We start from the raw sequence: 14,784 nt of genomic DNA, 5'->3' as shown, positions 1-14,784 counted from the left end.
AGCAGCTCAACGGGCAGCTCTCCAGCTTGAGCACCGACCGGGCCAGCGACATCGGCTCTTACGGCGGAACCCTGATGCGGCTGCGGATCACCAAAACCGACAAGGTAATTCACGAGCCGGTGAGTGATCTTCGCGGCGAGTTCCCGTCGTTCAACATCACCAAGACCAGCCGGCCGAACCGCTACACCTATCTGTCCGCGGACGCCGACGGCAGCGACTACCCCAACGCGGTGGCCAAGATCGACAACACCACCGGCGCGGTGGTCACCCACCAGTTCCCCTATGGCCACCAGCCGCACGAAGCGGTCTTCGCCGCCCGGCCCGGCGGCACCGACGAGGACGACGGCTGGTTGCTGGTGGCCACCCAGGACGGGGTCAGCAACCGCGCGGGCCTGGCGGTACTCGATGCCAAGAACATCGACGCCGGACCGGTCTACACCGGCCGGCTACGGCATCACCTGCCGCTCACCTTCCACGGCAGCTTCACCCCACGGGTGGCGCAACCTACCCGGTGATCGCGGCGAATTCCGGGGCGATCAGTTCGGCCACCCGGGGCCAGGGCACGGTGATCACCGGAAGCCCCCGGCCGAACTGATAGTCCGGGAAGTGCAGCTCGATGCCGTCGGCGGTCGGGATCCAGTATTTGAAGTTGAGATCGATCGGCGCCACCTCGTTGCCGAACTGCCAGCCCTGCCGGGGCGGCGCGTACCGGGTCGGCAGGATCTGTTTGGTCGCCTCGGCCAGCCGGGCCAGGCCGGCCGCCTTGTCGACGAACAAGTTGTCCCACGTGATCAGGATTCCGCTGCGTTTGTCGAAAACCCGGGTGGCCACCGCATGAAACGGCATATTCGGCATTTCGGTGTCGTATTCGCCGAGAAAAAGCGCGGAAACGGTGATCGGGCGAAATGACAGGGTCCCGGTCGAATTGAATGACCAGGGCATCGTCTTGGTCGCACTGGGCTCGTAGGTCGCGACCTGTCCGCGCGCCTCCGCATCGATCACGGCATTGATCGCCTCCACCACGTTCGCATCGCCACCGGCGAGGCGCTGGTACTGAACTTCCCAGACCCCCAATCGATCCGGGCTCTGTCCCGCAATCGCCGCGGGCACCGCGAGATAGCCGCCCGCCGACTCGGGCTCCGCCCCGGCCACCGGCGCTCCGACCACCGGGGCCACGCTCACAAAGGCCGCCAGCACCGTCGCGCGTATAACGCCCAGTAGCCGCATATCGTTTTCCTTCGCGCTCGTCGGGCCGCTGAATGCAGACTAGTGGATCGGCGAATTTTTCAGCGCTGAATTCCGCCCCGCGCCGGCGCTGTCGCCCGGCGGCAGGAATTGTCCGCTCGGCCGGGTTCACCGCGGGCCGCGCCGAGCCCGGCTCCCCGCCCCTCGCAAATACTAGGATGTCCTAGTATTCTCGTGTCGGGCCTATCGAGCCCCTCCACCACTTCCACGGGATGGCGCATGAGCACTCAGATACCGCACTTCATCGACGGCCGACGCAGCGCCGGCACATCGCAGCGCACCACCGACGTCTTCGATCCCAACACCGGGGCCGTGCAGGCCACCTTGCCGCTGGCCAACGCCGCCGACGTCGACGCCGCAGTCGCCTCCGCCGCGGCGGCCCAGCGCGACTGGGCCGCCTACAACCCGCAACGCCGCGCCCGGGTGATGATGCGCTTCATCGACCTGGTCAACACCCATGTCGACGAACTGGCCGAGCTGCTCTCCCGCGAGCACGGCAAGACCCTTGAGGACGCCCGCGGTGACATCCAGCGCGGCATCGAGGTCATCGAGTTCTGTGTCGGCATTCCGCACCTGCTCAAGGGCGAACACACCGAGGGCGCCGGGCCGGGTATCGACGTGTTCTCGCTGCGCCAGCCGCTGGGCGTGGTCGCCGGCATCCCCCCGTTCAACTTCCCCGCGATGATCCCACTGTGGCAGGCCGGGCCGGCCCTGGCCTGTGGAAACGCCTTCATCCTCAAGCCGTCCGAGCGTGACCCGTCGGTGCCGGTGCGGCTGGCCGAGCTTTTCGTCGAGGCCGGGCTGCCGCCGGGGGTGCTGCAGGTGGTGCACGGCGACAAGGAGGCCGTCGACGCCCTGCTGCACCACCGCGACATCGCCGCGATCGGTTTCGTCGGCAGCTCCGACATCGCGCAGTACATCTACTCGACGGCCACGGCCAACGGCAAGCGCGCGCAGTGCTTCGGCGGGGCCAAGAACCACATGATCGTGATGCCCGACGCCGACCTCGACCAGGCCGTCGATGCCCTCATCGGCGCGGGCTATGGCAGCGCCGGTGAGCGCTGCATGGCGATCTCCGTGGCGGTGCCGGTCGGCGAACAGACCGCCGAGCGGCTGCGATCCCGGCTGGTGGAGCGAATCAACAGCCTGCGCGTCGGGCACAGTCTGGACCCCAAGGCCGACTACGGCCCGCTGGTCACCCGCGCCGCCCTCGACCGGGTCAACGACTACATCGCCCAGGGCGTGGCCGCCGGCGCCGAGCTCGTGGTCGACGGCCGCACCCGTGGCAGCGACGACCTGCAGTTCGGTGACGCGAATCTGACGGACGGCTTCTTCGCCGGGCCGACGCTGTTCGACCATGTCAGCACCGACATGTCGATCTACACCGACGAGATCTTCGGTCCGGTGCTGTGCATCGTGCGTGCTCACGACTACGAAGATGCCCTGCGGCTGCCGAGCGAGCACGAGTACGGCAACGGGGTGGCGATCTTCACCCGCGACGGCGACACCGCCCGCGACTTCGCCTCCCGGGTGCAGGTCGGCATGGTCGGGGTCAACGTGCCGATTCCCGTGCCGGTGGCCTACCACACCTTCGGCGGCTGGAAGCGGTCCGGCTTCGGCGACCTCAACCAGCACGGGACCGCGTCCATCACCTTCTACACCAAGGTCAAGACCGTCACCCAGCGCTGGCCGTCGGGCATCAAAGACGGTGCCGAGTTCAACATCCCGACGATGGACTGAGGACGCCGGGAATGAACACGATCTTGGATGACGAAGAACGGGTGATCGTCGACACCGCGGCGGCGTTCGCCGACAAGCGGCTGGCCCCGTACGCGCTGGAATGGGATGCCACCCACCACTTTCCGGTCGACGTGATGAAGGAGGCCGCCGAGCTGGGGATGGCGGCGATCTACTGCCGCGAGGACGCCGGCGGCTCCGGGTTGCGCCGCCTCGACGGTGTCCGCATCTTCGAACAGCTCGCGATCGCCGATCCGGTGATCGCCGCCTATCTGTCGATCCACAACATGTGCGCCTGGATGATCGACAGCTACGGCACCGAGGATCAGCGCAAATCGTGGGTGCCCGCGCTGGCGTCGATGGACGCCGTCGCCAGCTACTGCCTCACCGAGCCGGGCGCGGGCTCGGACGCCAGCGCGCTCAGTACCCGCGCGGTGCGCCAGGGCGGCGACTTCGTGCTCGACGGCGTCAAGCAGTTCATCTCCGGCGCCGGCGTCTCCGACGTGTACGTGGTGATGGCCCGAACCGGGGACGACAGTCCTCGCGGAATCTCGACGTTCATCGTCGAAAAGGGAACTCCCGGACTGAGTTTCGGTGCGGCCGAGCAGAAGATGGGATGGAACTCCCAACCGACCGCTCAAGTGGTCTTCGACGGGGTGCGGGTGCCCGCCGAAGCCATGCTGGGCGGACCCGACGGAGAGGGCACCGGCTTCTCGATCGCGATGAACGGACTCAACGGCGGCCGGATCAACATTGCGGCCTGCTCGATGGGAGGCGGACAGGCGGCCTTCGACAAGACCGGCAGTTACCTGGCCGACCGGACGGCATTCGGCAAGGCCCTGCTGGACGAACCGACGATCCGGTTCACCCTTGCCGACATGGCCACCGCCCTGGAGACGTCACGACTGCTGTTGTGGCGAGCGGCGACCGCGCTCGACACCAACGCGGCAGACAAGGGGGAGCTGTGCGCGATGGCCAAGCGCTATGTCACCGACGCCTGCTTCGAGGTCGCCGACCAGGCGCTGCAACTGCACGGCGGATACGGATATCTGCGTGAGTACGGTCTGGAGAAAATCGTCCGGGATCTTCGCGTGCACCGCATTCTGGAGGGCACCAACGAGATCATGCGGCTGGTGATCGGCCGGGCCGAGGCGGCCCGCGTCCGGTCCGGCCAGTAACCCGCCCATCTGGGATCACCAGGGCCACTGAGGAGTACATATATGGCAATCGTCGCGTTTCTCGGCTTGGGCCGGATGGGTGGGCCGATGTCGGCAAACCTGGTCGCCGCCGGGCACACCGTGCGCGGCTTCGACCCGGTGCCCGCGGCCATTGCGGCAGCCGAGCAACACGGCGTGAGCATTCACGCCGCTGCCGCCGAGGCGGTGGCCGGGGCGGACGCGGTGGTGACCATGCTTCCGCACGGCGACGCGGTGAAGAGCTGCTACGCCGAGATTCTGCCGGCGGCCTCCCCCGGCGCCCTGTTCATCGACAGCTCGACGATCTCGGTCGCCGACGCCCGCGAGGTGCACGCCCTGGCCGGCTCCCACGGGTTCGCCCAACTCGATGCACCGGTGTCCGGTGGCGTCACCGGTGCGGTCGCCGGCCGGCTGGCGTTCATGGTCGGCGGTGAGGACGCCGCGGTGGCCCGGGCAACCCCGGTCCTGGAACCGATGGCCGCCAAGATCATCCACTGCGGCGCGGCGGGCGCCGGGCAGGCGGCAAAGATCTGCAACAACATGGTGCTGGCCGTGCAGCAGGTGGCGGTCGCCGAAGCGTTCGTGCTGGCCGACAAGCTCGGCCTGGCCGACCAGGCCCTCTTTGACGTGATGACCGGCGCCACCGGCAACTGCTGGGCCCTGCACACCAACTGCCCGGTTCCCGGGCCGGTGCCCACCTCCCCGGCCAACCGGAACTTCGAGCCGGGTTTCGCCACTGCGCTGATGGACAAAGATCTGCACCTGGCCATGGACGCCGTGACGTCGACCGGCGCGAACGCACCGCTGGGCAGCCACGCCGCACAGATCTACCGCGACTTCGCGGTCGACCACGGCGCGCAGGACTTCAGCGCCGTGATCAACGTGCTGCGCGACAACTGAGCGTGCCGGTGATCGGATCACCGGCCGGCCGAACCTGTCAGACCCTGCTGCGATGCTGTGGTTATGTCCTCGATCGCACGGCAGCCGACATCGGAGCTGGTGGTGGCACGCGCCTTGAGGTGCTCTTCGAGGAATTGTCCGAGCTGACCGGTCAGCGCAACGCCATCGACGGGCGCATCGTCGACATCATCGCCGAGATCAACCGCGACGAACTGTGGGCAACCACCGGCGCACGCTCGGTCGCCGCATTGGTGGCCTGGAAAACCGGAGTGTCACCGGGCAACGCCCACACCATCGCAACCGTGGCACAGCGCGCAGAGTCCTTCCCCCACTGCACCCAAGGGATGCGCGACGGCCGCCTGTCATTGGATCAGGTCGGCGTCATCGCCAGCCGAGCCACCGACGGATCCGACGAGCACTACGCCCAACTGGCCGCCGTCGCCACCGTCAACCAACTACGCACCGCCGTCAAACTCCAACCACGCCCCGAACCCCAACCCCACCCCGAACCGGAACGCTCGATCACCAAAATCACCGACGAACAGGGCACCTGCTGGCGCATCAAACTCAACCACCTCGACGCCGCCAAGTTCGACGCCGCACTGCAATCTCACCTCGACGCCCTCATCACCCAATGGAAACGCGACCACGACGATCCCGGCCCCCCAACAGAACAAACCCCGCCCTTACCGACGACCGCTGACGCGTTCCTGCGTCTGATCGAAGCCGGCCGGGACGCCGAGGCCACCCGCCGGCCCCACGGCCAGCACACCACCGTGGTGGCCCACCTCGACATCAAAGACCGGACCGCAGCACTGCACCTGGGCCCACTGCTCTCCGACGACGAACGCCAATACCTGACCTGTGATGCCACCTGCGAAATCTGGTTCGAACGCGACGGCGAAGTCATCGGCGCCGGCCGCACCACCCGCACCATCAGCCGCCGGCTACGCCGCGCCCTGGAACACCGCGACCGCTCCTGCGTGATCCCCGGCTGCGCAGCCACCCGCGGCCTGCACGCCCACCACATCCGGCACTGGGAAGACGGCGGCACAACCGACCTGAACAACCTGGTACTGGTCTGCCCCTACCACCACCGCCTGCACCACCGCGGCACCATCACCATCACCGGCCCCGCCGACCACCTCGTCGTCACCGACACAGACCACCGACCGCTAAGCCCCGCATCACTGGCCCACCCACCCAGCAAACCCCACCAGCAGTCGCACCCTGCCCCGGCCCCACCGGCGAACGCGCCCAATGGTGGTGGTACCAACCCTTCCAACCCCAGCCACCACCGGCAACCAACTGACCTGCTTCCTGCCGGCTACTTGGCGATCGCCATCACCGCGCCCGGCCGCAGCCAGCCGATGATCTTCACCAGCGTGGCATCGTCGATCGCCACGCAGCCCGCGGTCGGCCCGCCGTCGGTGGTGTGAAAGAAGTAGGCGGAGCCGGCGCCGGGTGTGCGGGCCTTGTTTACACCGATCACCACCGCGTGCCGGTACTGCGGGATGTTGAGGTTCTCGCTGGCCGCCGTGTTGAACGGGCACTGGGTCTTCTTGCAGATCTGCATGGTGTTGTAGGTCGGGCTCTGGGAGTCGCTGTCCCACCAGTGGTCGGATCCGACCTGCACATAGGGCAGGCCACCGCCGGGATTGGGCGCGGTGCCGAAAGCCGAGTCGAGCGTGTAAATCCCCATCGGGGTCGACGGCTCGCCTTCCCTGGTCTCGCGCGTGATGCCCGCCGAACCGACATGTGCCGGAATCCCGATCGCGACCGGTTCCCAGCCTGCGAGAGTCCGCTGATAGACGTCGATCTTGGCCGTCGAATGACCCACTCCGACAACCGAAACCACCTGCGTGGCGTTGCCCACCGCATTGCCGAACCACGGTTCGACGACCGCCGTCGCAAACGGCGCCGACATGACGCTCATCGAGCACAGCACCGCGCACAGCACAACCACCAGTCGACGCACCGCATCATGGTCGACGACCGGTGGCGTCAGCGTCAAACACATGCCTGTGGCGCGGCGTAACCGCGCCGGATCAACCTGCTTCGCGGCAGCTGAACCGGGCGACTACCCGCTGCGCCTGCAGCTTGCGGCATCCGTCGGCCAACAGCCCGTCGTAGCTGCTGGAACCCGCGTAGATCACCGGCAGTCCGATCGCTGCTGCGGTGCGCGCCCCGGACTCGTAGCCGGCGATCACCAAGGCCTCCCCGGCCACGATGCCCAGCTCCCACAGCGCCAGCCGGTAAAGCTCGGCATCGCCGGCGGGACCGGTCAGGTCGTCGGCGCTGACCACCGTCTCAGCCATGCCGTCGCCGATCAGTTCCCGCACCCGCTCCTGCACCCAGGCGCGCGGCCCAGCGCCGACCACCGCGACCCAGATACCGGCCGCGAAGAGGCTCAACACCAGGTCCACCAGGCCCGACCGGGGTTCGCCGTCGGCGTCGGCCAGCGCATCCAGATCGAAGATCACCGCTTGCAGGGGGTACACCTCGGCATCCGGGTCTACCTGGTCCCACCAGAACGGGCGGGCTGGACCGGTCCATGTCGCGAGTTCAGTTGTGATCTGCATAACAGACACCGTGCCGGATGCCGCCGCGGCTGTCCTCCCCCATTGGGGGGATTCGGGCGGGGGAATCACCTTCTCCGCTGCCGGTTCGTGGGCCTTATTGTCTTGCTATGCCCGTGCGCCTGGTGCTGGTCGACGACCACGAGATGGTGATCGAGGGCCTGCGGGCCATGCTCACCGCGTTCGCCGACCGGATCGAAGTGGTCGGCCAGGCCATCAATGCCGCGCAGGCCATGACGGTGGTCGCCGACACCGACCCGGACGTGGTGCTGTGCGACGTGCGGATGCGCGGTGAGAGCGGCCTCGACCTGTGCCTGGCCCTGCGGGAACGCGACCCGCAGCGCAAGGTGGTGATGCTCTCGGTCTACGACGACGAGCAGTACCTCTTCGAGGCGCTGCGCGTCGGGGCCAGCGGCTATCTGCTCAAAAGCATCAGCAGTGACGACCTGGTGCATCAGATCGAGTTGGCCCACCACGGCGAGACGGTCATCGACCCCGGACTGGCGGCCCGGGCGGCCGGTACCGCAGCCCGGCTGCAGCGCAACGAGTTCTGGCCCGGCGCCCGGCAAGGGCTGACGCAGCGGGAAAGTGAGATCCTGGCCTACATGGTCAGCGGGCTGTCCAACCGCGGGATCGCCACCAAGCTGGTGATCGGCGAAGAGACGGTCAAGTCGCATCTCCGCTCGATCTACCGCAAGCTCGGGGTGTCCGACCGCACCGGCGCCGTGGCCACCGCGCTGCGCGAGGGGATCTACCGGTGAGCTCGGCCGGTGGGCAGCGTCCCCGTCCCCGCAAGCCTCGCGCGGTCCGGGATTTCGTCGACGCCAACCACGAGCTGGCGCTGCTGCGGGAACTCATCCAGGCGGCCTCCAGCGGACCCGGCGTGGAACCGCTCGCCGCGGCCGCGGCCCGGATGATCACCGCAGCCACCGGCACCGACGTCTGCTTCGTGCATGTGCTCGATGACACCGAGCGCTCGCTGACGCTCACCGGCGCGACCCCGCCGTTCGACACCGAGGTGGGCAAGATTCGGCTGGCGCTGGGTTCGGGGGTCTCGGGTTGGGTAGCCCGCCACCGCGAGCCGGTGGTGATCAGCCACGACAAAGAGGCCGACCCGCGGTACCTGCCGATCGAATCGCTGCGGGGGCGCGACTTCACCTCGATGGTGTCGGTGCCCATGGAGACCGATCCGGGCGGGCTGGTCGGGGTGCTCAATGTGCACACCGTGCGGCGCCGCGAGTTCACCGCCGGCGACGTCGAGCTCCTGCGGGTGATCGGCCGGCTGATCGCCGGTGCCATGCACCAGGCCCGGCTGCACCGGCAGCTGGTGGCGCGCGAACGGGCCCACGAGCTCTTCGTCGAACAGGTCATCCAGGCCCAGGAGATCGAGCGGCGCCGGCTGGCCGGTGACATCCACGACGGGATCTCGCAGCGGCTGGTGACGCTGTCCTATCGGCTGGACGCCGCCGCGCGTGCGGTCGGCAGCGACCCGGACGAGGCGTCGGTGCAGCTGGAGGCCGCGCGTGAACTCGCCGGGCTGACGCTGCAGGAGACCCGCGTGGCGATCAGCGGGCTGCGGCCGCCGGTCCTCGACGACCTGGGCCTGACGGGCGGCCTGGCCAGCCTGGCCCAGTCCATCCCACAACTGACGATAGAGCTGGAACTGGCCGAGACCCGGCTGCCCGAGCACATCGAGCTGGCGCTGTACCGCATCGCTCAGGAGGGCCTGCAGAACGTCGTCAAACACGCGGCCGCGACGACGGTCCGGCTGAGTTTCACGATAACCGCCGATCCCGACACCGCGCGGCTGGAGATCGTCGACGACGGGGTCGGTTTCGACACCTTCGAGCACCCGGTGGGCGGCGACGAGATGGGCGGCTACGGGGTGCTGTCGATGGCTGAGCGCGCCGAGTTGGTCGGTGGGCGGCTCAACATCCGGTCGCGTCCCGGAGCGGGCACCGCCGTGACCGCCACCATCCCGATCCCCGCGCCGACAGCGCGAGAATTCGCCGGTTAGCGTCCCACGGCGTCCGCTAGAAATCGCCGGCGTTGCGGCGCAGCGTCTCGATGGCCGACGACAACGCCCGCGATTCCTCCAGCGACATACCGATATCGGCGAACACCTGGGCGTTGAGGCTTGCCGTCGCATCGGCGACAGTCGTGCGTCCCAGTTCGGTGATGGACACCAGAGTGGTGCGGCCGTCGGTCGGGTGCGGCAGCCGCTCGACCAGACCAGCGGCCTCCAATCGCCGGATGGCATGCGTGACGCTGGTGACGTGGACCTGCAGCCGGTCGGAGGCTTTGGTGATCGGCAGTGCACCGGAGCGGCTGAACGCCAACAACCGCAACAGCTCGAATCGGGAGAAGCTCAAGTCGTACGGACGCAGCGTCGCCTCCACCCGGGCCAGCAGAATCTGGTGGGCCCGCATCACCGATGTCACCGCCACCATCCCGTCGGCGACGTCGCCCCAGCCGGCCCGCTCCCAGTTGGCTCGCGCCAGGGCGATCGGATCGGCGTCGCCGGACGCAGGGGAAGCTGCCACGTCCTTTTCTTACCGCACTGCGCCGCGTGGCCATGACGGTGTGCGCCAATCCGGGATATCCGCCTTCGGGCGCATTCGTCGCAGAACGCGGCGCATAAGGCAACCGATCAGGGAAAAAGGTTCGCTGTCATAGCCGAAAATGAACCATCGAGCACTTCCTCACGGCACACTGAGCAGATATGACCGCGCCGTCGCTCGCAGCCGTAGCCGTTGAGTTCCCGTCCCACCGATACAGCCAGGACGAATCCGCCCAGGCACTGGGCGACTTCGCCGGCCCCGAGTTTCGGCGGTTCTTCGAGGCCAGCGGCGTCACCTCCCGCCACCTGGCGCTGCCCCTGTCCCGCTACGCCGAATTGAGCGGGTTCACCGAGGCCAACGACACCTTCATCGAGGTCGCCCTCGACCTCGGCGAGCAAGCGCTGCGGGCCGCTCTGGACGCCGCACACATCGAGCCGGCCGACGTCGACGTCGTGGTGTCCACGACGGTGACCGGCCTGGCCGTACCGACCCTGGAGGCCCGCCTGGCGGCCAGAGTCGGGTTGCGGCCCGACGTCAAACGGGTCCCGCTTTTCGGGCTGGGCTGCGTCGCCGGGGCCGCCGGGGTGGCTCGGATGTATGACTATCTGCGTGCGTATCCCGACGGGGTGGCGGCGTTGCTCGCGGTCGAACTGTGCTCACTGACCATCCAGCGCGACGATCGCTCGATACCGAACTTCGTGGCCGCCAGCCTCTTCGGTGACGGCGCGGCCGCCGTGATCGCCACCGGCGCGAACCGGCGGCCCGCCGGGGCGAACATGCCGCGCATCCTGGCGACCCGCAGCCGGCTCTACCCCGACAGCCAGGACGTGATGGGCTGGGACATCGGCACCGACGGCTTCCGGATCAAACTGTCGGTCGAGGTCACCACCGTGGTGGAGAAGTACCTGGCCGACGACGTCCACAACTTCCTCGCCGACTGCGGCCTGCGCGCCGAGGATCTGTCCACCTATGTCTGCCATCCCGGCGGTCCCAAGGTCATCGAGGCGGTCCAAAACGTGCTGGACCTGCCTGCCAAAGCGCTCGACCGCACCCGGACATCGCTGCGCGAGAACGGGAATCTGTCATCGGCCTCGGTACTGGATGTGCTGCGGGCCACCGTGGCCGAGCCGCCGCCGCCCGGCTCGTTCGGCCTGATGGTCGCGATGGGGCCCGGATTCTGTTCCGAGCTCGTACTGCTCGGCTGGTAGCCGGATGTATTACCTGCTGATCCTGGCGGTCGGGCTGGAGCGCCTGGTCGAGCTCGCGGTGTCGACGTCGAATGCCAAGTGGGCCTTCGCCCGCGGCGGCAAGGAGTTCGGCGCGGGCCACTACCCCGCCATGGTGGCACTGCACTCCGGGCTGCTTGTGGGCTGTGTGGCCGAGGTGTGGTTTCTGCACCGCCCGTTCATCGGATGGCTGGGCTGGCCGATGCTGGCCTTGGCCGCGTTGAGCCAGCTGTTGCGCTGGTGGTGTGTGGCGACGCTGGGCCGGCGCTGGAACACCCGGGTGATCGTGTTGGACGGTGTTCCCCTGGTGCAGCGCGGGCCGTATCGGTGGCTGCACCATCCCAACTATGTGGCCGTGGTCCTCGAAGGGGTGGCGCTGCCGTTGATCCACACCGCGTGGCTGACGGCACTGCTGTTCACCCTCGCCAACGCCGCGCTGCTGCGGGTCCGGATCCGGCTGGAGAACTCGGCCCTGGGCTACACCTGACACCTCAAAGGCCTGACGCCTCACGCCGGTGGCGGCGCCGGCCTGCGCCCGCGGGCGGGGTTATGCGCCGGTGGGGGTGACCGGTCTGGTCAGGATCCGTGGCCCGTCCTCGGTCACCGCGACACTGTGCTCCCAGTGCGCCGCGCGCGACCCGTCGGCGGTGACGACCGTCCACTCGTCTTCGAGGATGACGGTCTGGTCGGTCCCCAGGGTCAGCATCGGCTCGATTGCAAGCACCGACCCGGCTACCAGCAGCGGGCCGTGGCCGGGCGATCCCTCGTTGGGCAGGAAGGGGTCCATGTGCATCTGGCGGCCGATGCCGTGGCCACCGTAGCCGGCGACGATACCGAATGAGCGCTTGAACTGCGCGGATGCGGCCCGGGCGCCGGTTTCGATGGCGTGCGAGACGTCACTGAGCCGGTTGCCCACCACCATCGCCGCGATCCCGGCCTCCATCGCCTGGCGGGTCGCCGCGGACAAGTCCTCGTCGGCGACCGACAGGGTGCCGATACCGAAGGTGATGGCGGCGTCGCCGTGCCAGCCGTCCAGGATCGCTCCGCAGTCGATGGACACCAGATCACCGTCGGCCAGCAGCTCGGTGGCCGCGGGGATGCCGTGCACCACCCGGTCATTGACCGAGCTGCAGATCGACGCCGGGAACCCGTGGTAGCCCAGGAACGACGGAGTGGCGCCCGCGTCGCGGATCACCGATTCGGCGATCTCGTCCAGTTGCAGGGTGGACACCCCGACCGCGGCGGCCTCGCGGACCGCCGACAGTGCGGCCGCGACGACGGCGCCGGCCGCGGCCATCGCGTCGAGCTCGCCTGGGCTGCGATGCGGCACCGCCTTGCGCCGCTTCGGCAGACCGATCACTACTGTCCCAGGGCGTTCAGGGCGCGCGTGAACACCTCATCGAGCGTGCCGAGCGCATCCACGACGTGCAGGTCGTGCTCGTCCTGGTAGTAGTCCAACAAGGGCGTGGTCTCTTCCCGGTAGACCATCATCCGATTGTGAATGACCTCAGCGGTGTCATCGGCGCGACCACGTTCCTTGAGCCGCTTGAGCAGTTCGCTCTCGGTCACCCGGAACTCGAGGACCGCATCCAGCTTGGTCTGACGGCTTTCCAGCATGGCGTGCAAGGCCTCGGCCTGCTCCACCGAGCGGGGGTAGCCGTCCAGGATGAAGCCGTTGGCGGCATCAGGCTGGTCCAGCCGATCTTCGACCAGGGCGTTGGTCAGCTCCGGCGGAACCAGGTCGCCGGCATCGAGGTACCGCTTGGCCTGCTTGCCCAGCTCGGTGCCCTCGGCAATGTTGTGCCGGAACAGATCGCCGGTGGAGATCTGAGGGACGCCCAGCTTCTCCGAGAGCTTCGCCGCCTGGGTGCCCTTGCCTGCTCCCGGCGGTCCCAGAAGTACGACTCTCACTTGAGGAACCCTTCGTAGTTGCGCTGCATGAGCTGGCTCTCGATCTGCTTCACCGTGTCCAGACCCACGCCGATCATGATCAGCACCGCGGTGCCGCCGAAGGGCAGGTTCTGAACGGTGCCCGAGCTGCCCATGTGCAGGAACAGGTTGGGCAGCACCGAGATGACGCCCAGGTAGATCGAGCCCGGCAGGGTGATCCGGCTGAGCACGTAGCGCAGGTAATCCGCGGTGGGGCGGCCCGGCCGGATGCCCGGAATAAAGCCGCCGAACTTCTTCATCTCGTCGGCACGCTCATCGGGGTTGAACGTGATCGACACGTAGAAGTACGTGAAGAAGATGATCAGGCCGAAGTACAGGGCGATGTAAACGAAGTTCGACGGATCCGACAGGTAGGTGCTGACGAACTTGTCCCACCACCCGTTGCCGGGTCCGCCACTGCCACTGTGCACCAACTGGGTGATCAACTGGGGAATGTAGATCAGCGACGAGGCGAAGATGACCGGGATGACGCCGGCCTGGTTGACCTTCAGCGGCAGGTAGGTCGAGGTGCCGCCGTACATGCGCCGGCCGACCATCCGCTTGGCGTACTGCACCGGAATACGGCGCTGCCCCTGCTCGACGAAGACCACGCCGACGACGATGGCCAGCGCGGCCAACAGGACCATGGTGAACACCACGGCGCCGCGGGAGTCCAGGATGGTCTTGCCTTCGATCGGAATGCGCGCGGCGATACCGACGAAGATCAGCAGCGACATGCCGTTGCCGATGCCGCGCTCGGTGATGAGCTCACCGAGCCACATCACCAGCACCGCGCCGGAGGTCATCACCAGCACGATGACCATCAGGGTGAAGATGCTGTGGTCGGCGATGATGTCGTGACGCAGGCTGCAGGTCTGCAACAGTCCGCCGTTGGCGGCCAGCGCCACGATGCTGGTGGCCTGCAGAATAGCCAGCGCGACCGTCAGGTAGCGGGTGTACTGCGTCATCTTGTTCTGGCCGGACTGGCCTTCTTTACGCAGTTCCTCGAAGCGCGGAATCACCACCGTCAGCAGCTGGACGATGATGCTGGCGGTGATGTAGGGCATCACGCCGATGGCGAACACCGTCAGCTGGAGCAGCGCGCCGCCGGAGAACAGGTTGATCAGCGAGTAGACCTGCGCGGCGTCACCACCGCTGACTTCCTTGATGCACTGCTGCACGTTCTGGTAGTCGACGCCGGGCGATGGGATGGCGGCTCCCAGCCGGTACACCACGATGATGCCCAGCGCGAACAAGATCTTGCGCCTCAGGTCGACCGTCCGCAGCGCTGAGATGAAAGCCGAGAACACTCTTCTCCTCCTGCGCAGCCGAGGTCCGGTCGCGGCGTTCCAATGGGCTGTTCTGTCCCAGCCCCGGTTAGTCCTGGGTAAGTCCTGCGTTGTCGCGTCCG

Annotated in this window: 15 protein-coding genes and 1 pseudogene; 9 read left to right on the top strand and 7 right to left on the bottom strand. The window is 67.8% G+C overall.

Features of this window, described 5'->3' with window-relative positions; all coding sequences use genetic code 11:
• The coding region (locus LI92_RS09860) for a carotenoid oxygenase family protein (protein WP_046318403.1) at positions 1 to 515 on the top strand (515 nt) is incomplete at its 5' end.
• Here the strand turns inward: LI92_RS09860 and LI92_RS09855 are convergent.
• Positions 505 to 1,227, bottom strand: coding sequence for an RsiV family protein (locus LI92_RS09855; RefSeq protein ID WP_286134992.1), 723 nt, complete (start codon positions 1,225 to 1,227; stop codon positions 505 to 507). The genes LI92_RS09860 and LI92_RS09855 overlap by 11 nt on opposite strands.
• A 237-nt stretch (positions 1,228 to 1,464) precedes the next feature.
• On the opposite strand from LI92_RS09855, the gene LI92_RS09850 reads away from it, so the two are divergent.
• The 4 genes and pseudogenes from LI92_RS09850 to LI92_RS09835 all read left to right on the top strand — a co-directional run bounded on the left by LI92_RS09850 (position 1,465) and on the right by LI92_RS09835 (position 6,390).
• Entirely contained in the window at positions 1,465 to 2,985 is a 1,521-nt protein-coding gene (locus LI92_RS09850) for a CoA-acylating methylmalonate-semialdehyde dehydrogenase (RefSeq protein ID WP_046318399.1), read from the top strand.
• Positions 2,986 to 2,996: 11 nt separating this feature from the next.
• A complete protein-coding gene (locus LI92_RS09845) occupies positions 2,997 to 4,160 on the top strand; it encodes an acyl-CoA dehydrogenase family protein (RefSeq protein WP_046318396.1) in 1,164 nt (387 codons plus the stop codon).
• Between the two features lie 42 nt (positions 4,161 to 4,202).
• Positions 4,203 to 5,078, top strand: a complete 876-nt coding sequence (gene mmsB / locus LI92_RS09840; protein ID WP_082109644.1) for a 3-hydroxyisobutyrate dehydrogenase — start codon at positions 4,203 to 4,205, stop codon at positions 5,076 to 5,078.
• Positions 5,079 to 5,141: 63 nt separating this feature from the next.
• Positions 5,142 to 6,390, top strand: a pseudogene (locus tag LI92_RS09835) (HNH endonuclease signature motif containing protein).
• Between the two features lie 15 nt (positions 6,391 to 6,405).
• Here LI92_RS09835 and LI92_RS09830 read toward each other — a convergent pair.
• Complete coding sequence (locus LI92_RS09830) at positions 6,406 to 7,056, bottom strand: L,D-transpeptidase family protein (RefSeq protein WP_082109646.1); 651 nt, start codon at positions 7,054 to 7,056, stop codon at positions 6,406 to 6,408.
• A 70-nt stretch (positions 7,057 to 7,126) separates the two neighbouring features.
• Complete coding sequence (locus LI92_RS09825; RefSeq protein ID WP_046318392.1) at positions 7,127 to 7,660, bottom strand: HAD family hydrolase; 534 nt, start codon at positions 7,658 to 7,660, stop codon at positions 7,127 to 7,129.
• A gap of 107 nt (positions 7,661 to 7,767) precedes the next feature.
• On the opposite strand from LI92_RS09825, the gene LI92_RS09820 reads away from it, so the two are divergent.
• Entirely contained in the window at positions 7,768 to 8,418 is a 651-nt protein-coding gene (locus tag LI92_RS09820) for a response regulator (RefSeq protein ID WP_046318391.1), read from the top strand.
• Positions 8,419 to 8,492: 74 nt separating this feature from the next.
• Positions 8,493 to 9,674, top strand: a complete 1,182-nt coding sequence (locus LI92_RS09815) for a GAF domain-containing sensor histidine kinase (protein ID WP_152665409.1) — start codon at positions 8,493 to 8,495, stop codon at positions 9,672 to 9,674.
• A gap of 16 nt (positions 9,675 to 9,690) precedes the next feature.
• Here the strand turns inward: LI92_RS09815 and LI92_RS09810 are convergent, their stop codons facing one another.
• A complete protein-coding gene (locus LI92_RS09810) occupies positions 9,691 to 10,200 on the bottom strand; it encodes a MarR family winged helix-turn-helix transcriptional regulator (RefSeq protein ID WP_046318389.1) in 510 nt (169 codons plus the stop codon).
• 179 nt (positions 10,201 to 10,379) lie between these two features.
• On the opposite strand from LI92_RS09810, the gene LI92_RS09805 reads away from it, so the two are divergent.
• Both LI92_RS09805 and LI92_RS09800 read left to right on the top strand, forming a co-directional pair.
• The gene (locus LI92_RS09805; protein WP_046318388.1) at positions 10,380 to 11,426 is read left to right on the top strand and encodes a type III polyketide synthase; all 1,047 of its coding nucleotides are present in this window, start codon (positions 10,380 to 10,382) and stop codon (positions 11,424 to 11,426) included.
• A gap of 4 nt (positions 11,427 to 11,430) precedes the next feature.
• Positions 11,431 to 11,931, top strand: a complete 501-nt coding sequence (locus tag LI92_RS09800) for an isoprenylcysteine carboxyl methyltransferase family protein (protein WP_046318387.1) — start codon at positions 11,431 to 11,433, stop codon at positions 11,929 to 11,931.
• Positions 11,932 to 11,991: 60 nt separating this feature from the next.
• On the opposite strand, the gene map is transcribed toward LI92_RS09800, so the two are convergent.
• Genes map through secY form a run of 3 tightly spaced genes read right to left on the bottom strand, consistent with a single transcriptional unit; the run spans position 11,992 to position 14,683 of the window.
• Positions 11,992 to 12,804 carry a type I methionyl aminopeptidase gene (gene map, locus LI92_RS09795; protein WP_046318386.1) on the bottom strand — a complete coding sequence of 271 codons (813 nt, stop codon included), beginning with the start codon at positions 12,802 to 12,804 and terminating at the stop codon, positions 11,992 to 11,994.
• Positions 12,804 to 13,355: an adenylate kinase gene (locus LI92_RS09790; RefSeq protein WP_046318385.1), complete on the bottom strand. Its 552-nt coding sequence runs from the start codon at positions 13,353 to 13,355 to the stop codon at positions 12,804 to 12,806. The genes map and LI92_RS09790 overlap by 1 nt, the downstream gene beginning before the upstream one ends.
• Positions 13,352 to 14,683 (bottom strand): preprotein translocase subunit SecY, encoded by a 1,332-nt coding sequence (gene secY, locus LI92_RS09785; RefSeq protein ID WP_046318384.1) that lies wholly within the window; start codon positions 14,681 to 14,683, stop codon positions 13,352 to 13,354. Before secY ends, LI92_RS09790 begins: the two co-directional genes overlap by 4 nt.
• Positions 14,684 to 14,784: the final 101 nt, after the last annotated feature.

Origin of the sequence: Mycobacterium sp. UM_Kg1 (genome assembly GCF_000972925.1) — a bacterium.
Taxonomy (GTDB): Bacteria; Actinomycetota; Actinomycetes; order Mycobacteriales; family Mycobacteriaceae; genus Mycobacterium; species Mycobacterium hiberniae.
Note: the sequence above shows the minus strand (reverse complement) of the source record. Positions and strands in the feature narration are given on the sequence as shown.

What these genes read in the sequence shown, in the direction of transcription:
- LI92_RS09800 (WP_046318387.1), top strand. Translation starts at nt 11,431, where the DNA reads ATGTATTACCTGCTGATCCTGGCGGTCGGGCTGGAGCGCCTGGTCGAG.
- LI92_RS09805 (WP_046318388.1), top strand. Translation starts at nt 10,380, where the DNA reads ATGACCGCGCCGTCGCTCGCAGCCGTAGCCGTTGAGTTCCCGTCCCAC.
- LI92_RS09825 (WP_046318392.1), bottom strand. Translation starts at nt 7,660, where the DNA reads ATGCAGATCACAACTGAACTCGCGACATGGACCGGTCCAGCCCGCCCG.
- LI92_RS09855 (WP_286134992.1), bottom strand. Translation starts at nt 1,227, where the DNA reads ATGCGGCTACTGGGCGTTATACGCGCGACGGTGCTGGCGGCCTTTGTG.
- LI92_RS09820 (WP_046318391.1), top strand. Translation starts at nt 7,768, where the DNA reads ATGCCCGTGCGCCTGGTGCTGGTCGACGACCACGAGATGGTGATCGAG.
- LI92_RS09850 (WP_046318399.1), top strand. Translation starts at nt 1,465, where the DNA reads ATGAGCACTCAGATACCGCACTTCATCGACGGCCGACGCAGCGCCGGC.
- LI92_RS09845 (WP_046318396.1), top strand. Translation starts at nt 2,997, where the DNA reads ATGAACACGATCTTGGATGACGAAGAACGGGTGATCGTCGACACCGCG.
- mmsB (WP_082109644.1), top strand. Translation starts at nt 4,203, where the DNA reads ATGGCAATCGTCGCGTTTCTCGGCTTGGGCCGGATGGGTGGGCCGATG.